Consider the following 18,700-nt stretch of genomic DNA (forward strand, 5'->3'; position numbering starts at 1 on the left):
GTCATTTGGCTACAGTTTTAAACTTGTACACTCGATAAGTCTATTTCTTATTTTGATTGTTGTACGTAGTTTTACTTCTCGCGGCTATAAGTCGTTAATTATTTTAATTGGTTTTTTCTCATCAGCGTATCTACCTGTCGCGTTAACCTACGGTTCGCCGGATTATAATGCCATCGCTAATATTTTGTATGCCAGTAAGTCAGAAAGTCTGGAGTTTTTAAAAGCCATTCCATGGTTTTACTATGTGACGCCGTTAATGGGTGTTGTCCTGACGTTAATGGCTTTTAATGTGAAAATAGGAAAGGTAAAGTATAGAGGATGGATTATTCTCTATATTATTATTTACTTGTTCTCTCCCTCAGTGAAAGCTTATATGAAGACGGGGGCGTTACCATTATTTAGCAACGGTTTGCCGATTATTAAAGCAAGCAGTGAGGCGGTCAGTAATTATCTTACGTTCGTTGAGCAAAGTGCATTCCTCAAGCAGCAAATGAGCTTGCCAGATCGCTGGGTGCCTCAAAAGACCTCTGCCGACTATCAGCTCTATATCTTGGTTATTGGCGAAAGTGTTCGCAGTGACTATATGCAAGCCTATGGTTTTAAAATAAAAAACACACCCTTTATGAGCTCGGCATCAGGGGTTACCTTCACGAACTATATTTCTGCCGCGTCTTCTACGGTTATGTCCCTTTTGAACAGTTTAACTTTACGTATAAATGAACAGCCTGACTCGAGCAGTAATATTGTTTCCCTTGCCAACAAGGCGGGATTTTCCACCTATTGGTACTCTAATCAGGGAATGATCGGCGAGGGAGAGACTCCTGTTTCTGTTATAGCAATGAATGCTGAAAGTGTCAGTTTTATTAAAAAAGGAGAGTACCAGCAAAATAAATATGTCCCAGACATTAGAATGCTTCCGCAAATCCGTTGGGCTATTAGTGAAAATAAACCCGTCAAGCTTATTGTTATTCATCTTATAGGTTCTCACTCAAGAGCTTGTTCAAGAACCAATGAGAAATATTCAACATTTAGCCAGTCAAAAGAAATCTCCTGTTATATAGAAAGTATTGCTCAGACAGATAAACTGCTCGCTGATGTTGCTGATATGGCCAAGGCGAGCGGAAAAAGTTGGTCAATGATGTATTTTGCCGATCACGGCCTGGAGTTTTCTGATAAAGACACCCAGTATGCTCGATTGATTCATGGTGATAAGTTTAAGCAAAACTATAGAGTGCCTATGTTTATTACCGCCTCAGACAGTCATGAGAGAAAAACGGTTGATCGTCCGCGAAGTGCGCTTAATTTTTTGTCGCTTTTTTCACAGTGGACTGGCATTAAAGATAAATTAATTAATTCCGACTGCAATATGATGGCGAACGTTCCGTGCAATAACCAAGATACGGTGATCAAATTCGATCAAAGCAAGGTATATTTTTCATCACTTGCGCAGGACAGTACCGCTCATTGAGACCACCATTCAAATTTATTGAATATCATCATCACAGTTATCCGGCTGTTTCTGGCGATGAAAAAGAGTAACGTTACCTTATCAAACGCCCGCCGAGTTGGCTGGCGTTGCCTCTTAACCTGAGTGGTAAGGAACATTTTATGACGACCCTGCGTATGCCAGCACTGTTTTTGGGACACGGTAGCCCGATGAACGTGCTCGAAGATAATATTTATACTCGTGCTTGGGAAACGTTGGGTAAGAACCTGCCGCGTCCTAAGGCTATTCTTGCGGTTTCTGCACACTGGTACACCCGTGGGACTGCTGTTACTGCCATGGAAAATCCGCGCACTATTCATGACTTTGGTGGATTCCCGCAGGCGCTATTTGATAAACGTTATCCTGCGCCGGGCTCACCGGCATTAGCAAAACGCGTTCAGGAACTTCTCGCACCCCTGGAAGTGACGGCTGACAGCGAATGGGGATTCGATCATGGTTCTTGGGGCGTGCTGATCAAGATGTATCCCGAAGCGGATATCCCGATGATTCAATTGAGCATCGACGGTACCAAGCCTGCCGAATACCATTATCAACTGGGCAAAAAATTGGCTGCGCTGCGTGATGAAGGTGTGATGATTGTCGCCAGCGGAAACGTGGTGCACAACCTGCGTATGGTTAAATGGGACGGAAACTCAGAGCCTTATCCTTGGGCTGATTCGTTTAACCAGTACGTTGTCGATAATCTCGATTGGAAAGGTGAGGCCAAGGATCATCCTTTGGTTAATTTTATGCAGCACGACGGCGGCGCCTTATCTAACCCAACGCCTGAACACTATCTGCCACTGCTTTATCTGCTAGGTTCGTGGGACGGCGTTGAGCCGATCGCGATGCCAACTGAAGGGATTGTGATGAGTTCGCTGAGTATGCTGTCGGTACAGCTGGGTTAACACGTTTAGAACGGATAATCGCGCAGATTGGCGATTATCCGTTTTTTATTGCCCTGAATTGGCCCTTTGAGATTATTAGCCAATAATACTGTGCGGGTAGAAACGCGATAGGTCTTGGGTTATCAACGCTCTGTCTTCACGTAGGCCAATACCGCACGGCTGGTCGTTGACCAACCAACTGCCAATCAGCGTATAGCTGTCGTTAAAGCGCGGCATCGGGCAATATTCTTGTACGATCATGCCTTCTTTACCGTATGGGCCTTCGGCGCTTGCCACCTCTTTCCCGTTCTCGATGATGCGGATGTTGGCACCTTCGCGCGAGAAAAGCGGTTTTATCACGTAACTCGCCATCGGCGGAGGGTTGTCTTCAGCGAAGTAAGACTCGAGCAGGTTAGGGTGATGCGGGAACATCTCCCACAGCAGCGGCAGCAGGGCCTTATTGGAAATAATCGCTTTCCAGGCAGGTTCGAGCCAGCGAACGCCCGCATCTTCGAGCTTGGTAGAGAACACTTCGCGGAACATGAACTCCCACGGATAGAGCTTGAACAGGTTGCTGATAATCTGATCTTTAGGATCGGTGAACTGACCACGTTCGCCGAGGCCAATCTCTTCTATAAATAAGAATTCACTGGCTAATCCGGCCTCCTGTGCGCAGTCCTGCAAATACTGAACGGTGCCGCGATCTTCTTCCGTGTCCTGACAGCAGGCAAAATGCAGCAGTGAGAAACCGTGCTGGGTTTTCAGCTCGGCAAATCGCTCGATCAGTTTTTCCTGCATGCTGTTGAATTGGTCAGCGCCGGCAGGCAAGTTACCAGCCGCAATCTGATCCTCAAGCCACAGCCACTGGAAAAAGGCCGCTTCGTATAATGAAGTCGGCGTGTCTGCGTTGTTTTCCAACAACTTGGGTGGATTCACGCCGTCGTAAACCAAGTCTAGGCGTGAATAGAGTGAGGGTTGCTGAGTGCGCCACGACGCTCTGACAAACTCCCAGCAATGCTTGGGAATTTGAAACTTTGCCATCAGCTCATCGCTTTTAACAACCCTTTCAACCACCTTGAGGCACATTTGATGCAGCTCTGCGGTGGCGTCTTCGATCTGTTCAATCTGCGCCAGCGTGAATTGGTAGTAGGCGTCTTCACACCAGTACGGTTCGCCGTACATAGTGTGAAAATTAAAGCCAAATTCCGTGGCTTTTTCGCGCCAGTTAGGACGTTCTTGCAGAGCTACGCGTTTCATTCTTAGCCACCCATACTGCGCATTGGAGTACGTGTTGACGACGCTGCGCTGCGCTGCATTGAGGTTTGTTTGGCGACGCTTTCACCAAATCCGCCGCGGGTTACGGTTGAGGTGGTTGCCGGTTTAGGTGCCATCGCTGAAGGCGGCACATTCATGCTGCGGCCGGTGGTTGCTGGACCGTAGCTTTTACCGGTAGCATCAACAAACTTGCCGTTGGCCGGGCTGCCTGCGGTTTTTGAGGTAAACAGCGGTTGCTGCGCGTAACCGCCGCCGCTCATCATGCGTCCCATCATAAAGCCAGCCATCAACGGCATCCACATGCTGCCGCCGCCCTGCTGAGATTCAGCGGACATGCCGGCCTGAGCTGGTGCCTGAGTACACTGTGATTCACCGAATTCGGCCACGCAGTCGGCACGATTGGCATATTTAGGGGCCGTTTTAGCCGCTTCAGCCTTGGCGTCGTTAAAGGCCTTGGCACACTGTGCGCTGGTGGACGGGTTTGCTTTCGAGCAGTCGTCGGCATTTTGATAAAGCGACACGTTGTCATCGCTTTTCTCACAGGCGCTGAGCATAAATGCGGCGCTGATAGCAAAAGCAATGGGCGTTATTCTCGAGCTACGCCAGGATTTCCGGAAGGTAGCCAGATTGATGTTTTGTGTCCGTTTCATTGTATTGATCCCATAGTCGGGCTTTTTTGCCCTTTCCCAGAGTAGGTTACATTTGTAACAGAATAAGAATAAGGTAAAGATGCTTACTATTAAAGCAAGAATGGCAATCGTTACGAGACTTTACGTTCAGACGTGAAATCGATAGCGAAAAAGAGGCTTTTGAGGCATTAAAATAAAAAAACCGCCTTTTTCGGGCGGTTTTCGTTTCTTAAAAAGAACGCTAAATTTTCAGTAATCAGTTCTGAAAGGGATTGCCGCTCTTTTTCACGGTCTTCGGTTCGTGAGTCGCGCTAACGCGTTTTACCGGAGCCGGTGTGCTGACATTGCTGTTATCGTTATAGCCGTTTACCCCGTCGGCCGCTGCGTTCTGCTGCGGGGTTTCAGGTGCGACTTGCTCAGGGCTGGTAGCCACCGGTTGGCCCAGCGCGCCGTTCAGCGCCAGCAGGTCATTTTCGTTAAGCGTACCCAGTGCTGATTTCACATTTAGCTGATTAATCAGATAATTATAGCGCGCGCTGGAGAGCTGCTGTTTGGCGTTGTACAGCGTGGTGGTCGCATCCAGTACGTCAACGATGGTGCGCGTTCCCACTTTATAACCGGCTTCCATCGCATCCAACGAGCTTTGTGCAGAAACCACCGCCTGTTTGTAAGCGTTGATGCTGCCGATTGAAGCCGAAATGTTGTTGGAAGACGATCGCACTGTCTGCACGACTGTGCGATGAGAGCTTTCAAGCTGTTCGCTGGCGTTTACAAAGCTAAATTGCGCCTGCTTGACTTGAGAACTGACCGAACCGCCGCTGTAGAGCGGGATCGTCAGGCTCAGGCCGACTTTATTCTGCCCTGCGTCACTGTCCTGATAGCTGCTGCCTTCGCCAGTGCGTGAACCGTTATACTTGGTGTTGCTGATACCGGTTGATGCGGTCAGATCCAGCGTAGGCATGTGGCCGTCCTGATAGTAGCGAATTTCTTCACGCGCCAAGTCCTGTGATAGACGGGCTGACAGCAGGCTCAGGTTGCGGCTTTCCGCCTCTTTAAGCAGACTGTTTACCGGTTCCGGGCGCTGAGTGGTGAAGGTCGCAATATTCAGTGAAGCTAACTGAGGATAGAAAACGCCGGTTATCTGACGCAGTGATTCCAGCGCGTTGTCTACCGCATTACGCGCGGTGACTTCGTTGGCTAACACGGTGTCGTAGGTGGAACGGGCGTTCTGTACGTCAGTAATGGCAACTAGGCCGACGTTGAAACGTTGGGTGGTTTGGTCCAACTCACGGTACACCGCCTGTTTCTGCGCTTCTGTATAGGAAAGTGCATCAATCGCACTCAAAACGTTGAAATAGGCCGTGGCGGTGTTCAGAATTAGGGATTGCTGTGCCGTCTGATAAGTGACGTCGGCAATACCGGCTGTTTTTTCCTGCAGAGTCAGGGCACGCCATTTGGACATATCAAACAGTGTCTGGGTCAGCTGTAACGATCCGCTGCCCACGTTGCTGTTTACACCGTTAGCATCGCGATATCCGTTGTTATAGCCATAGTCGAGACCTAAACCCAACTGCGGCAGCAGCGGGCTACGCGCCTCGTTAATTTTCTCAAATGCAGCATCACGCGTTGCGGCAGATGCGCGCAAATCCGGGTTACTTTCCCTGGCTTGTTTGTAAACTTGCATAAGATTTTCAGCCTGGGTTACCGTGCTGAAGCCGCCAAGACCCAGGGTGATGAGAAGAGGGAGCAGTTTCTTCATTTGCATTCCTTGTAGTGCAGCAATGTTATTATTTAATGCTGTCATTAAAACAAACAGACGCGGATTCTAGCAGAGACCGGTGAGCGAACTGTGTGGCTTAATGTGCCATCTCACGCGCGTGAATCCAAATCTAACACAAAAAACCTTGATTATTATTACCGCATCTTCATCAAAATGACCTGAAATGGGGATAATTTTATTTCAACCGCTGACAGGGGGACGTCAATATGACCAAGTTCAAAGGTTCGCCAGTGAGTTTCGGCAAAGATGATGTAGAAATTATTGCTGTTGATACTCAATACCAAGGTTTTTTTCGCATCAACGCTTACCGGTTTCGTCATCGGCTGTTTAATGGTGAAATGAGTGGCGAAGTGGTGCGTGAAGTTTTTGAACGTGGACATGCTGCGGTTCTGCTACCTTATGATCCTGTGCGTGACGAAGTCGTATTGATCGAACAGATTCGATTTCCTGCTCTGGAAAGCAGCGACACCCCCTGGCTACTTGAAATGGTGGCCGGTATCATCGAAGAGGGCGAAACGGTCGAAGACGTAGCCCGCCGCGAAGCATTGGAAGAAGCCGGCATTGTCGTCGGGCGCTGTAAACCGGTGCTGAGCTATCTGGCAAGCCCGGGTGGCACCAGTGAGCGCCTTTCTATTATGGTAGGTGAAGTCGATGCCTTAACGGCAGAAGGAATTCATGGTCTGGAAACTGAAAATGAAGACATCCAGGTACACGTGGTTAGCCGGGAACAGGCTTACCGCTGGGTGGAAGAAGGAGCGATAGATAATGCCGCGTCAGTGATTGCCTTACAGTGGCTGACTCTGCACCATGAATCCTTAAAAAAAGAATGGGTTAAAGAATGATAAAGCGCTATGTTCCCGATTTTCCTGAAATGATGCGTCTGTGCGAAACCAATTTCGCTCAGCTGCGCCGTTTGCTGCCTCGAAATGATGAAGTTGGACAGACAGTGTCTTATCAGGTGACTAACGCCACCTACCAGCTAAAAATCCTCGAATCGACACGCTATACCTCACTGGTCGAAATCACTCAGACGGCACCGGCGGTCAGCTATTGGAGCCTGCCTTCAATGACCGTTCGTCTCTATCATGACGCAATGGTTGCCGAAGTGTGTGCGAGCCAACAGATCTTTCGCTTCAAAGCACGCTATGATTATCCTAATAAAAAGTTGCATCAGCGTGACGAAAAGCATCAAATTAACCAGTTTCTCGCCGATTGGTTGCGCTATTGTCTGGCGCATGGAGCGATGCCAGTTCCGGTTTGTTAGACAGACTTCAATAACAAAGGATCGAATTTGGAAAGCCTGTTTAAGCTGCCTTTGGTGGATGGGGCCAAAGTCAGGATACTGCAGATTACAGATACTCATCTTTTTGCTGGTGAAGATCAGACCTTGCTGGGTGTGAATACGTTTCGCAGCTATCGCGCCGTGCTGGACGCCATTTGTGCTCAGCAGCGCGAGGTCGACATTATTGCTGCGACCGGTGACCTGGCGCAGGATCAGTCTCTTGAGGCTTATCACCATTTCTCACGCGGGGTGAATCGCCTTCCTGCCCCCTGCGTTTGGCTGCCCGGCAACCATGATTTTCAACCGGCAATGGTCAATGCGCTGGCCGAGGCGGGCATTCATCCTTCCAAGCAGGTTTTGCTGGGCAACGATTGGCAGGTACTGCTGCTCGACACCCAAGTTTTTGGCGTGCCTCACGGCGAAATCAGTGAATATCAGCTTGAATGGATGACCCGCTGCCTTGACGCGCAGCCAACGCGATTTACGTTGATTATGCTGCACCACCATCCGTTGCCTTCGGGTTGCACCTGGCTTGACCAGCACAGCCTGCGCAATGCGCACACGCTGGCCAACGCGCTGCAGGCGTACCCAAAAGTCACCACGCTGCTGTGCGGGCATATTCATCAGGAGATGGACGTCGACTGGTACGGCAAGCGTCTCTATGCTACACCGTCTACCTGCGTGCAGTTCAAACCGCACTGCACCAACTTTACGCTCGACACCGTTGCACCGGGCTGGCGCTATCTTACGCTGCATCCCGATGGGCGCGTAGAAACCGAAGTTTGCCGCCTCGAGACCAACGAATTCAGCCCAGATGCCGATGCGGAAGGATATTAATGAGTACTTTGCTGTATTTGCACGGCTTTAACAGTTCTCCACAGTCGGCCAAGGCCACGGCGTTAAAAGACTGGCTGGCTGAACACCATCCAGGCATCGAGATGGTTGTTCCTGAACTATTACCGCATCCTGCCGATGCCGCCGAGCAGCTCGAAACGCTGATTATGGACAAATCGGGCGAGAAAATTGGCCTCGTCGGATCCTCTCTCGGCGGTTATTACGCGACCTGGCTTTCGCAGTGTTTCACGCTGCCTGCAGTGGTGGTTAATCCCGCGGTCCGTCCTTATGAACTGTTAAACGACTTTTTGGGGCTCAATTACAACCCCTACACCGGCCAGCAATATGTGTTAGAGTCTCGCCATGTTTACGATCTTAAAGTGATGCAGGTAGACCCTCTGGAATCACCGGATTTACTGTGGTTACTCCAGCAAACCGGCGATGAGACCCTCGACTACCGTCAGGCCGTGGCGTATTACACGTCGTGCCGCCAAACTGTAGAACCTGAAGGTAATCATGCATTTGTCGGTTTTGAGCGTTTTTTCCCACCGATTGTGGATTTCTTGGGGTTGGCATCAGATTGAGCTTCGCCAACAACAGTATCGTTCACTTACAACCAGAGCCACGAATTAATAAACGATGAGCCAATCTACTTATAACGCGGATTCTATTGAGGTTCTTAGCGGCCTTGAACCTGTGCGTCGCCGCCCTGGCATGTATACCGACACCACCCGGCCAAACCATCTTGGCCAGGAAGTTATCGATAACAGCGTCGATGAAGCGCTGGCGGGCCATGCCCGTCGTATCGAAGTTATTCTGCACGCCGACCAGTCGCTTGAAGTCACTGACGACGGTCGCGGTATGCCCGTTGATATTCACCCCGAAGAAGGCATTCCGGCCGTAGAACTCATTTTCTGCCGCCTTCATGCCGGGGGTAAGTTCTCCAACAAAAACTACCAGTTCTCCGGCGGCCTGCACGGCGTGGGTATCTCTGTGGTTAACGCCTTGTCCACCCGAGTCGAAGTCACCGTGCGCCGCGACGGCCAGGTCTATTCAATGGCCTTTGAAAATGGTGATAAAGTTCAGGACTTGAACGTGACAGGCACGGTCGGCAAGCGCAACACCGGTACCAGCGTTCATTTCTGGCCTGATGTTAGCTTCTTCGACAGCCCGCGTTTTTCAGTAAGTCGCCTCAGCCATTTGCTGAAGGCCAAAGCGGTGCTTTGTCCCGGCGTTGAAATCATTTTCAAAGATCAGGTTAACAATACTGAACAGCGTTGGTGTTATCAGGATGGTCTCACTGACTACCTGATGGAAGCGGTAAACGGCCTGATCACGCTGCCTGAAAAAGCCTTTGTCGGCGCCTTTGCCGGAGATACTGAAGCCGTTGACTGGGCGCTACTTTGGCTGCCTGAAGGCGGCGAAATGCTGACCGAAAGCTACGTCAACCTGATCCCGACCATGCAGGGTGGCACCCACGTTAACGGCCTGCGTCAGGGACTGCTTGATGCGATGCGCGAATTCTGCGAATTCCGCAATATTCTGCCTCGCGGTGTGAAACTGTCGGCTGAAGACATCTGGGATCGCTGCGCCTACGTGCTGTCGGTGAAAATGCAGGATCCGCAGTTCGCAGGGCAAACTAAAGAGCGCCTCTCTTCACGCCAGTGCGCCGCTTTCGTTTCCGGCGTGGTAAAAGACGCTTTTAGCCTGTGGCTTAACCAAAACGTGCAATCCGCCGAGCAGCTGGCTGAAATGGCGATCTCCAGCGCCCAGCGCCGTATGCGCGCGGCCAAAAAAGTGGTGCGCAAGAAGCTGACTAGCGGACCGGCGCTGCCGGGTAAACTGGCCGACTGCAGCTCGCAAGACCTGAACATGACCGAACTGTTCCTGGTGGAAGGTGACTCCGCGGGCGGATCCGCCAAGCAGGCACGTGATCGCGTATTCCAGGCGATCATGCCGCTGAAAGGTAAGATCCTTAACACTTGGGAAGTCTCTTCAGACGAAGTATTGGCCTCACAGGAAGTGCACGATATTTCCGTGGCGATCGGTATTGATCCCGACAGCGAAGATCTGAGCCAACTGCGCTACGGCAAAATTTGTATCCTTGCGGATGCTGACTCCGACGGCCTGCACATTGCAACTCTGCTGTGTGCCCTGTTCGTGCGTCACTTCCGATCGCTGGTTCGCGGTGGTCACGTTTATGTTGCCATGCCGCCTCTGTACCGCATCGACTTGGGGAAAGAGGTGTTCTACGCCTTGGATGAAGAAGAGAAGGCCGGCGTGCTGGAGCAACTCAAGCGTAAGAAAGGCAAGCCCAACGTTCAACGATTCAAAGGGTTGGGTGAGATGAACCCGCTGCAACTGCGTGAAACTACGCTGGATCCCAACACGCGTCGCCTGGTGCAGTTAACCATCGACGAAGAAGATATCGATCAGACGTTGCGAATGATGGACATGCTGCTCGCCAAAAAGCGTTCTGAAGATCGCCGCAACTGGCTTCAGGACAAAGGCGACACCGCCGAACTGTCCGTTTGATTTTCGATTTCGGTATTCACTCAGAAAATTAGCGCAAAGACAGTAAGTCGTCCGACTTACTGTCGCGATCCCCACGCTTGACTTATTTTGTCCAATTTGTATTTTAAGGACATGCATACATTCCTTATTATTGTCCCCGACGGGGGCATGTTATTCGAGCCGGCGGGGATCGCCGATATTCTGACGCAGGCGAATCGCCTGAGACTCCCCGATTCTCCACAGCCTCCCTACCGGGTGACTCTCGCCACGCCTCAGCCACATCGCGTGGTGCATGGAATGTCTGGCCTTAACCTGCTGGCTGACCATCTTCTCTCTGAGCTTGACCCCGAACTGAGCCGCGACACCGTGCTGATAACCGGCAAAGGCTCCGACGCGGCGGAGAGTGCCGCGGTGATGGATTGGATCCGCCGCGCAGCACCTTATACGCGGCGTATCGTCTCAATTTGTGGCGGAGCCTGGCTTCTGGCCGGAGCCGGTCTGTTGGACGGGCGTAGGGCAACCACTCATTGGCGACTGCTCGACACGCTGCAATCAGCGTTTCCTCGAGTTAATGTGGAAAAAGGGCCAATCTATATTCAGGACGGGGCTATCTGGACCTCGGCAGGCGTCAGTTCAGGATTTGATCTGACTCTTGCGCTGATCGAAGACGATCACGGCTTTGTGCTCGCCCGCAGTGTGGCGCAGGATATGGTGATGTTCTTGCGCAGACCCGGCGGACAGTCACAGTTCAGCCGTTTTCTGCTTAATCAGGCCAATACGCCAGGCCCTATCCGCGAGCTTCAGTCCTGGATCCTCGAGAATCTTGCCGACAATCTGTCGGTTGAAAAATTGGCCGAGCGGGTATCGATGAGTCCACGTAATTTTACCCGCGTATTCACCCGACAAACCGGCGTTAGCCCCGCACGCTATGTCGAAGAAGTTCGCCTGGACGTTGCACGGCAACATCTTGAACAAAGCTCAGACAAGCTCGAACAAATCGCCTTGCATACCGGCTTCGGCAACAGCCTCAATCTGCGCCGCGTTTTTGAACGCAATCTTCAGCTCAGTCCGGCAGATTATCGTCAGCGCTTTTATGCGCGTAATCTGGCCTAAATTGATCCCTAATTGTCATTTACGCCAAACCCTCACTGCACTATTTTTAGTACAGGCAAATAACTGAGGAGTTCATTATGGTCAAGGTGGGTATCAATGGCTTCGGCAGAATCGGACGCAATGTTTTGCGCGCCGCTTTAGGCCGTGACGACTTTCAGGTAGTGGCAATTAACGATCTGACTGACAGTAAAACGCTGGCGCATCTCTTAAAATACGATTCACTTTCTGGCACGCTGGCGGCCAAGGTGGAGGCGGGTGAAGGACAGTTGCTGCTGGATGGCCGAGTTATTCGTGTCTTTAGTGAACGTGACCCAGGGCAGATCCCGTGGAGCAGCGTTGGCGTTGACGTAGTAATCGAAGCCACCGGGTTTTTCACCGACAAAGCGAAAGCCGAAGTTCACATCACCCAAGGCGGTGCCAAAAGAGTGATCATCTCGGCACCGGGTAAGGACGATGACCTGACCGTAGTGATGGGGGTCAACGATGAGCGCTATGATCCGACGCGCCATAAAGTGGTCAGCAACGGCAGCTGTACCACCAATGGCCTGGCGCCTGCGGTGCAGGTACTGCATCAAAACTTTGGTATCGAACATGGCCTGATGAACACGACTCACGCCTACACCAACAGTCAGGTTCTGCACGATCAGCCGGAAAAAGATTTGCGCGGAGCGCGTGCGGCGGCGCTGTCTATTGTTCCTTACTCCAGCGGGGCGGCTAAAGCGATCGGCAAAGTTATTCCTGAGCTGGATGGCTTACTGACGGGCTATTCTCTGCGTGTGCCGGTTCCCGTCGTCTCAATTGTCGACCTGACCGTGACGCTTAAACGCAATGTCACGGTAGAGGAAATCAATGCCGCCTTCCGTAAAGCCGCAGAATCTGGCCCACTGCTGGGGATCCTTGGCTACAGCGATGAGCCTTTAGTGTCCAGCGATTATCAGGGGGATCCGCGTTCTTCAATTATTGATGGGCTCTCCACGTTGGTTATCGGCGGCAATTTGATCAAGATTCTTGCCTGGTATGACAACGAGTGGGGCTTCTCAAATCGCCTGGTCGACTTGGCGGTACTGATGGAAAAACGCGGCCTATAGACCCGGTTAATGGGGTAATAGTTTAAGAACCAAGGGGTTGAAATCAGCGCTATCAGGCAGAGATTTCAACCCACAGTGGATAATGATCCGAACCGCTATTTTCACTGTCTATCCAGCAACGACTGACGCGGCTGGCCAGCTGTGGGGACAACATGCAGTGATCGATTCTTCCCGGCGCTTCGGGATGCGTCACACCGTCATGCTCCTCATGACCGGCCGCTACCCAGGCATCGACCAAACCGTGAAGACGCAGCAAGCGACCAAAGTGAGGCGTCTTGGGGCCAATCATCCTGTTGTACTCGGCGCTGTCGGGCAGAAAGTTTAAATCCCCCATCAAAATCATCTGTTCAGGCATCGGCGGAAGTGCGCCTTCGGTCCATCCTGCTGACGGGTCGGGATGCCCACCGCACCAGGCACCGCCTTCCAGCGGCGCTCGGGCGAAGATATCCATCATGGCTTCCACCTGCGGAAGTCGGGTCTGCGCGCAAAGATGACTAAGATGGACGCTGTAAACTCTTACTACGTCGGTTCCAGTATCTATTACTGTTTCCAGCAACCCTTGTTGAATTGAATGCTGAGTGAGCGTGCCATATTTTGGCAGGGGGAAGTTGCGGCTCGAGACGATTGGCCAGCGGGATAAAATCATAGTGCCAAACTGGCGGCGGCGGTTGTTGACACGTCCGCTGGCATCAACGGTGCTGGCGTCCATGTCGAGGTTGTTGCCAAAGACCCAGTGGTAACGCCCCAGCAGATCCGCAAGGGTCTGCGCCTGATCCACCGTGCCTGAGCGCTGCCAAAATCGCTCGACTTCTTGCAGGCAAATAATATCGGCATCACCAATTTCACCGGCGATGCGCGCGAGGTCGTATTGACCATCGCGGCCAAGCCCATACTGAATGTTATAGCTAACAATTAACATAATTCGGCCTTTTAATAGAGGGAATTAGCCTGCAATTTTGCAAGCAGACGGTGAAGCTGAAAAAGCGTGCGGACCCCATGCCGTGGCGACAGTGGCCAGTCGACTGCCATGCGCATCGAACAGCAGGGTGGTTACATCATTGAATAACATGCCGACCATCGTCCCAATTCCAAAGCGCGCCAGCGAGCCGGCATCCAGTACGCGTATCTGGCCCAGCGGCGTTTCCAGGGTGTACAGCACTTCGCGACCCATCGGGTCAATTTGCATAATATGTCCCCCGACGTGCCCTGAACCCGGCGCAACCAGCAGCACATCTTCTGGGCGAATACCCAGCGTTATGGGGCCGGTATAATGACCTGACAGTGTCAGAGAGAATCGGTCGAACTGTGCCTGATAGCCGCTCGCCTGTCCGCGGAGAAAGGTGATGGGCGGTGAGCCAATGAAACCGGCAACAAATATATTTGCCGGTTGACGATATAGCGCGTCCGGCGTGCCTATCTGTTCTACGCGGCCTTTATTCATGCAGATAATGCGCTGCGCCATGGTCATGGCTTCGATTTGGTCGTGGGTGACCATCAGGGTGGTGGCCTGCGAACGCGCATGAATAGCCTTCAGCTCGCTGCGCATTGCCATACGCAGCGTGGCGTCAAGATTGGATAACGGTTCATCAAGCAGCAACAGTGAAGGCTGCTTGATAAGCGCGCGCGCCATGGCTACCCTCTGCTGCTGACCACCGGAGAGCGCCGCGGGTTTTCGCGCCAGCAGTTCATCAACCTGAACCCAGGCCGCCGCGCTGCGAATAGCACTATCACACTGTTTTTTATCTAATGAGGTAAAGCGCAGCGGAAAGCCGATATTGTCATAAACGCTCAAATGGGGATAAAGCGCATAAGACTGAAACACCACTCCAACGTTACGATCGCGCGCATCAACGGCGTTAACCTCCTGGCCGTCGAATAAAATCCGCCCGCTCGTCGGGGCATATAAACCGGCGAGTAGAAACAGGGTGGTCGACTTACCACAGCCCGACGGCCCAAGAATGGCGACAAACTCGCCGTCGTCAATACGCAAATCAGTGGCTTGCAGCACCTGCGTTGTGCCCCACGACTTACTCACGCCCTCCAGAATAATCTCTGCCATCGTTTAACCTTTGGTTCCACCAACGCGCATTTGCGTCAGGTATTTTTGAGTAAAGACATAGAGAACAATCACCGGCAGGATATAGAGCATCCCCACGGCGGCGATGAGACCGGGGTCAGACCCCATGCTGTCCTGCGAGGCCCAGAACAGATACAAGCTCATGGTCATTTTCGAGCTGTCGACCAGCAGGGTGCGCACGAAAACGTACTCTTCCCAGCCGCGAAGAAAGGCGAAGGTGGCAATGGCAATCATGCCGCCTGTCACCTGAGGTAACACCACCATACGAAAGGCCTGAAAGCGGGTAGCGCCGTCGGTAATCGCAGACATTTCAATATCCCAAGAGACGCCGTCAAAGAAGTTCTTCATTACAAAGATTGCGAAAGGTAGCTCGAGTGCGCACATCACTAACATCACGCCACAAATGCTGTTTAGCATCCCCATCCAGTAGAGCTGAATAAACAGTGCGACGGTCAGCGCCAGTGCCGGAAAAGCCTGTAATAACATCAGCGATCGCAACAATCCCTGACGACGGCGAAAACCAAATCGTGATAAGGCATAAGCTGCGGGCACCGCCACCGAAGTCACTATCAGCGTTTGGCCGACGGCAAAAAGAAGCGAGTTACCCAATGAATCCCAAATAGACGGTAAACTGCTGCCGTTGGCACCCGTCGCCTGCACGTCTGGGTTCCATAAAAAACGATAGTTTTCAACGGTAAGCTTCGGCACGACGCAGATAGCGAACAGCAGTAGAGCCACGACGCCAGTCAGCCACGTGAGCTGCACCCGATAGCGCCGAGTAAAACTCACGGCCAGCGTGGCGAGATAAACCAGTGCCAGAATACCGAGCACGGCGGCCAACACGTGAAAATCACTGCCGCCGCTTTTACCGGTGAAAGAGATAACTGCCAGCCAGACATAGGCCGACACCAGCGGCAGGGAGGCGAAAGTAAGAAAGCTCACCACCCCTGTCATGAAAGCGGCCTTTTGCCATCTTGAACGACGGGCTTTGCGCTGCCAGTCAACGTGCGGAGTTACACTCATCTCAGCACCTCAATGCGTGGCGCGGCAAACTGTTCCCGCATGTTCATTATCCGCCACTGTAGCAGCGTTAGCAGAATTCCGACGGCCATCAAACCCAGCGCCAGCATCGCCCCATAGGCATAAGAGCCCGTTTCGAAGGCGCGACGGTAAACGTACAGCGCATAGGTGGTGGTATCGTAAACCGGCCCGCCGCCGGTGATCAGCAGGATATATTCGTAGCTGACCAGCAGCGAAAGCGTCTGATACATGGCGATAAAGCGGATAGGGCTTCTCAGTGCCGGCAGTACCACGTGGCGGATAAGCGCGAACTCACCCGCACCGTCAACTCTGGCGGCATGATAAAGATGCTGTGGAATAGCGCGAACCGTCGAGGTGAGAATAACCATCGCAAAAGAGGCACCTACCAGTCCGTTTGCCACCACGATGAGCACCATCGGATGATCATTGCGCAGATTAAGCTGCGGCATACCCGGCAGGTAGGTTAAAAGGTGATTGAGCAGTCCCGAGCGGGTGGGGTCTACCACCCAAATCCACAGCAGGGCATACAGTACGGCGGGTGTAATGCGCGGCAAAAACCAGACTCCTCGAAACAGTGTCCCCAGCGACTCTGGCAGCAGGGTGGTCGTGACGGCCAGGGTAATACCCAGACCAAGATTAAAAATAAATAGCGTTGCCACCACATAGACTAAAGTGGCCAGTAAAATTGCCGGCATCTGCTCATCGGACAGCAGCATGCGCTGCAAATTGGCCAAGCCAAACGAGGTTATCTTCAGATTCATGCCCATATCGCTAAACGCAATGACGGCATCCAGCACAATGGGCGTAATGAAAAATATCAATAAGATCGATATGGCGGGTGCCAGGTACCAAGCCGGATGATGTCTGACTCGACGCTGCGTGAGTGAAACGGGCATCATTTATTTCCTTGCCATTATGATGAAAAAGGGCCGCCGCAGAGTGTTTGGCTAGGCATCACGGGCTTACGGGATCGGTGATCTCAACATCGTCACCCAGCTGTGATTTAAGCTCGTCGGCAATAAAAGAGACCGCCTGCGCCGGGGTCATACGCTTGGTTTCCACGGCCTGCAATCCCTGGAACAGCACATGATTGTAAGTCCCGAACTTCACGTGTCCCGGAACAAAAGTGAGGTGGTCCATCATTTTTGATGCTTGGCTCAATGCCCAGTTTTGGGCATATTCCGGCATCGAAAGTTGGGTGTAGCTGATAGCGGTATGGTAGGACGTAACGTCATGGCGGGTGTTGTAGTAAGGCAAGCTGGCCATGGCGACCAGCTGAGCAGCAATCTGCTTATTGGTACTTTTGTCACTGACCACGTAAGCAATCGGGTGAGAAAGATTCGTTGGTTTTCCGCCTTTAACCGCAGCCGGTGCCGGTATCCAACCTATCATGTGATTGTATCCTGCGCGGTCTGTCGGCCAGCTCGTGCCATAGCTGTTGTTTTGCTGCCAGGCCATAGCCCAGATGCCTTGGTGAAAGATAAAAGCCTGCTGCTGTTTGAAAGCTGCCTGAATGGTATCCCAGCTCATGGCGGTATTATCAGTCGGCGTTACGCCCTCGGCGACGTTGCGGGCATACCAGCTCAGCGCCGCCTCAACGCCTTTTTCCGGAAACTGCAATTTCCCGTTTTTATCGTCGGTAAACTTCACGCCAAAGGAAGAGAACACCATCAGGTAATCAATGCCCACGTTTGGCCGATGCAGCATGCCGTATTTAGCTGCTCCACCTGACACCACCTGCTTTGCCAGCGCCGTTAGGTCATCAAGGGTAAAATCGCCGCTCTGTACCCGCGAAGGAATACTGTCGATGAAGGCTTCATCTTTTCCAATTTTTCGCAGCATATCCTTGTTGTAGAAGAACATGCGGATCTCGGCATCCTGAGGAACAGCATAAACTTTCCCCTGATATTTCATCGCATCCCAGAGAACCGGCAGAATATCGCTGTAGGCCCAGGCATTATCCGTAATCTGCTGGTCCATTGGCATGGCATAACCGTTGCGCGCGAACTCTCCAATCCACTCATGCGGCAGCAGGTAGATGTCTGGTCCCTGATCAACGGCGAAGGCTTTCAGGGTATCAAGCGCCAAATCGTCCCATCCGCGATCTGCGCTGGCATGAGTTTCGATAACAATTTTTTTATCGATACCTGCTGCTGCAAACTGCTGGTTCATCACTTTTGCAGCATCTTCAATATTGACAGTGCGCATTGGCGCGGTTCGGTCTGCCAAAGTCCATAATTTGAGTTTAATAACATCGGCAAAACTCAGGGATGATGTGAGAGAGAGGCTTAACGCAACTGATATTATCAACGGAGAAATTCTGCGCACGGGATATTCCTGTTAAATAAGCTGGCTTAATTAAGTAGCTTATTTTTGTTTCATTCTTATGAAAAATTTATGTACGCAGACCTAAAGAAAGAAGCGAGTGAGTGTATTGGATAGACTATTTTTATTGACGACTTTTGCCATTAATTTGATTTTCTTTAATGAGCGAACCTCACTAACGTGAGTGAATTTTTTAATCAAAGTGCTGGATTTTCATGATGATCTAAAGGGTCATATTTTTGTCATGAATACTAATGTTTTAAACTGATAAATGTGATCTTATTCAATGGGTTATGATTTATTTAAATTGTGAATCATAAAATCTACTGTCATTGTCACTGAGATGTAAATCCTTGCTAGTGCGTTATT

General features: G+C 51.5%; 17 protein-coding genes. 9 read left to right on the forward strand and 8 right to left on the reverse strand.

The annotated features are described in order from the left end of the window. The coding region (locus tag BS639_RS22850) for a phosphoethanolamine transferase (RefSeq protein ID WP_084984416.1) at positions 1–1,468 on the forward strand (1,468 nt) is incomplete at its 5' end. 140 nt (positions 1,469–1,608) lie between these two features. After that, positions 1,609–2,394, forward strand: a complete 786-nt coding sequence (gene ygiD / locus BS639_RS22855) for a 4,5-DOPA-extradiol-dioxygenase (protein WP_055782749.1) — start codon at positions 1,609–1,611, stop codon at positions 2,392–2,394. Positions 2,395–2,469: 75 nt separating this feature from the next. Here the strand turns inward: ygiD and BS639_RS22860 are convergent, their stop codons facing one another. The 3 genes from BS639_RS22860 to tolC form a co-directional block, all read right to left on the reverse strand. Then, entirely contained in the window at positions 2,470–3,630 is a 1,161-nt protein-coding gene (locus BS639_RS22860) for a glutathionylspermidine synthase family protein (RefSeq protein ID WP_055782752.1), read from the reverse strand. Positions 3,631–3,632: 2 nt separating this feature from the next. Then, on the reverse strand, positions 3,633–4,298 hold the full coding sequence (locus tag BS639_RS22865) for a DUF1190 family protein (RefSeq protein WP_055782756.1): 666 nt from the start codon (positions 4,296–4,298) through the stop codon (positions 3,633–3,635). 235 nt (positions 4,299–4,533) lie between these two features. Next, the gene (tolC, locus tag BS639_RS22870) at positions 4,534–6,036 is read right to left on the reverse strand and encodes an outer membrane channel protein TolC (RefSeq protein WP_055782760.1); all 1,503 of its coding nucleotides are present in this window, start codon (positions 6,034–6,036) and stop codon (positions 4,534–4,536) included. A 227-nt stretch (positions 6,037–6,263) separates the two neighbouring features. Here tolC and nudF point away from each other — a divergent pair, with 227 nt between their 5' ends. The 7 genes from nudF to gap all read left to right on the forward strand — a co-directional run bounded on the left by nudF (position 6,264) and on the right by gap (position 12,888). Then, on the forward strand, positions 6,264–6,899 hold the full coding sequence (nudF, locus tag BS639_RS22875) for an ADP-ribose diphosphatase (RefSeq protein ID WP_055782763.1): 636 nt from the start codon (positions 6,264–6,266) through the stop codon (positions 6,897–6,899). Further along, positions 6,896–7,321: a DUF1249 family protein gene (locus BS639_RS22880; protein WP_055782766.1), complete on the forward strand. Its 426-nt coding sequence runs from the start codon at positions 6,896–6,898 to the stop codon at positions 7,319–7,321. The genes nudF and BS639_RS22880 overlap by 4 nt, the downstream gene beginning before the upstream one ends. Before the next feature lie 27 nt (positions 7,322–7,348). After that, complete coding sequence (gene cpdA / locus BS639_RS22885; protein WP_055782771.1) at positions 7,349–8,176, forward strand: 3',5'-cyclic-AMP phosphodiesterase; 828 nt, start codon at positions 7,349–7,351, stop codon at positions 8,174–8,176. Further along, the gene (gene yqiA, locus BS639_RS22890; RefSeq protein WP_084984417.1) at positions 8,176–8,757 is read left to right on the forward strand and encodes an esterase YqiA; all 582 of its coding nucleotides are present in this window, start codon (positions 8,176–8,178) and stop codon (positions 8,755–8,757) included. Before cpdA ends, yqiA begins: the two co-directional genes overlap by 1 nt. A 55-nt stretch (positions 8,758–8,812) precedes the next feature. Further along, complete coding sequence (parE, locus tag BS639_RS22895) at positions 8,813–10,708, forward strand: DNA topoisomerase IV subunit B (protein WP_055782778.1); 1,896 nt, start codon at positions 8,813–8,815, stop codon at positions 10,706–10,708. A gap of 111 nt (positions 10,709–10,819) precedes the next feature. After that, positions 10,820–11,800: a GlxA family transcriptional regulator gene (locus BS639_RS22900; RefSeq protein ID WP_084984418.1), complete on the forward strand. Its 981-nt coding sequence runs from the start codon at positions 10,820–10,822 to the stop codon at positions 11,798–11,800. A 77-nt stretch (positions 11,801–11,877) separates the two neighbouring features. Then, entirely contained in the window at positions 11,878–12,888 is a 1,011-nt protein-coding gene (gene gap / locus BS639_RS22905) for a type I glyceraldehyde-3-phosphate dehydrogenase (RefSeq protein WP_084984419.1), read from the forward strand. A 52-nt stretch (positions 12,889–12,940) separates the two neighbouring features. Here gap and BS639_RS22910 read toward each other — a convergent pair whose 3' ends face one another. The 5 genes from BS639_RS22910 to BS639_RS22930 are packed head-to-tail and all read right to left on the reverse strand — an operon-like array spanning position 12,941 to position 18,334. Continuing rightward, positions 12,941–13,807, reverse strand: coding sequence for an endonuclease/exonuclease/phosphatase family protein (locus BS639_RS22910; RefSeq protein ID WP_055782788.1), 867 nt, complete (start codon positions 13,805–13,807; stop codon positions 12,941–12,943). 24 nt (positions 13,808–13,831) lie between these two features. Then, a complete protein-coding gene (locus BS639_RS22915; RefSeq protein WP_084984420.1) occupies positions 13,832–14,947 on the reverse strand; it encodes an ABC transporter ATP-binding protein in 1,116 nt (371 codons plus the stop codon). Between the two features lie 3 nt (positions 14,948–14,950). Further along, positions 14,951–15,988, reverse strand: a complete 1,038-nt coding sequence (locus tag BS639_RS22920; protein WP_084984421.1) for a carbohydrate ABC transporter permease — start codon at positions 15,986–15,988, stop codon at positions 14,951–14,953. Beyond that, entirely contained in the window at positions 15,985–16,902 is a 918-nt protein-coding gene (locus tag BS639_RS22925; protein WP_084984422.1) for a carbohydrate ABC transporter permease, read from the reverse strand. Before BS639_RS22925 ends, BS639_RS22920 begins: the two co-directional genes overlap by 4 nt. 58 nt (positions 16,903–16,960) lie before the next feature. Continuing rightward, on the reverse strand, positions 16,961–18,334 hold the full coding sequence (locus tag BS639_RS22930; protein WP_084984423.1) for an ABC transporter substrate-binding protein: 1,374 nt from the start codon (positions 18,332–18,334) through the stop codon (positions 16,961–16,963). Between the last annotated feature and the right edge of the window lie 366 nt (positions 18,335–18,700).

This window comes from Rouxiella silvae (genome assembly GCF_002093625.1).
In the GTDB taxonomy this organism is placed as follows: domain Bacteria; phylum Pseudomonadota; class Gammaproteobacteria; order Enterobacterales; family Enterobacteriaceae; genus Rouxiella; species Rouxiella silvae.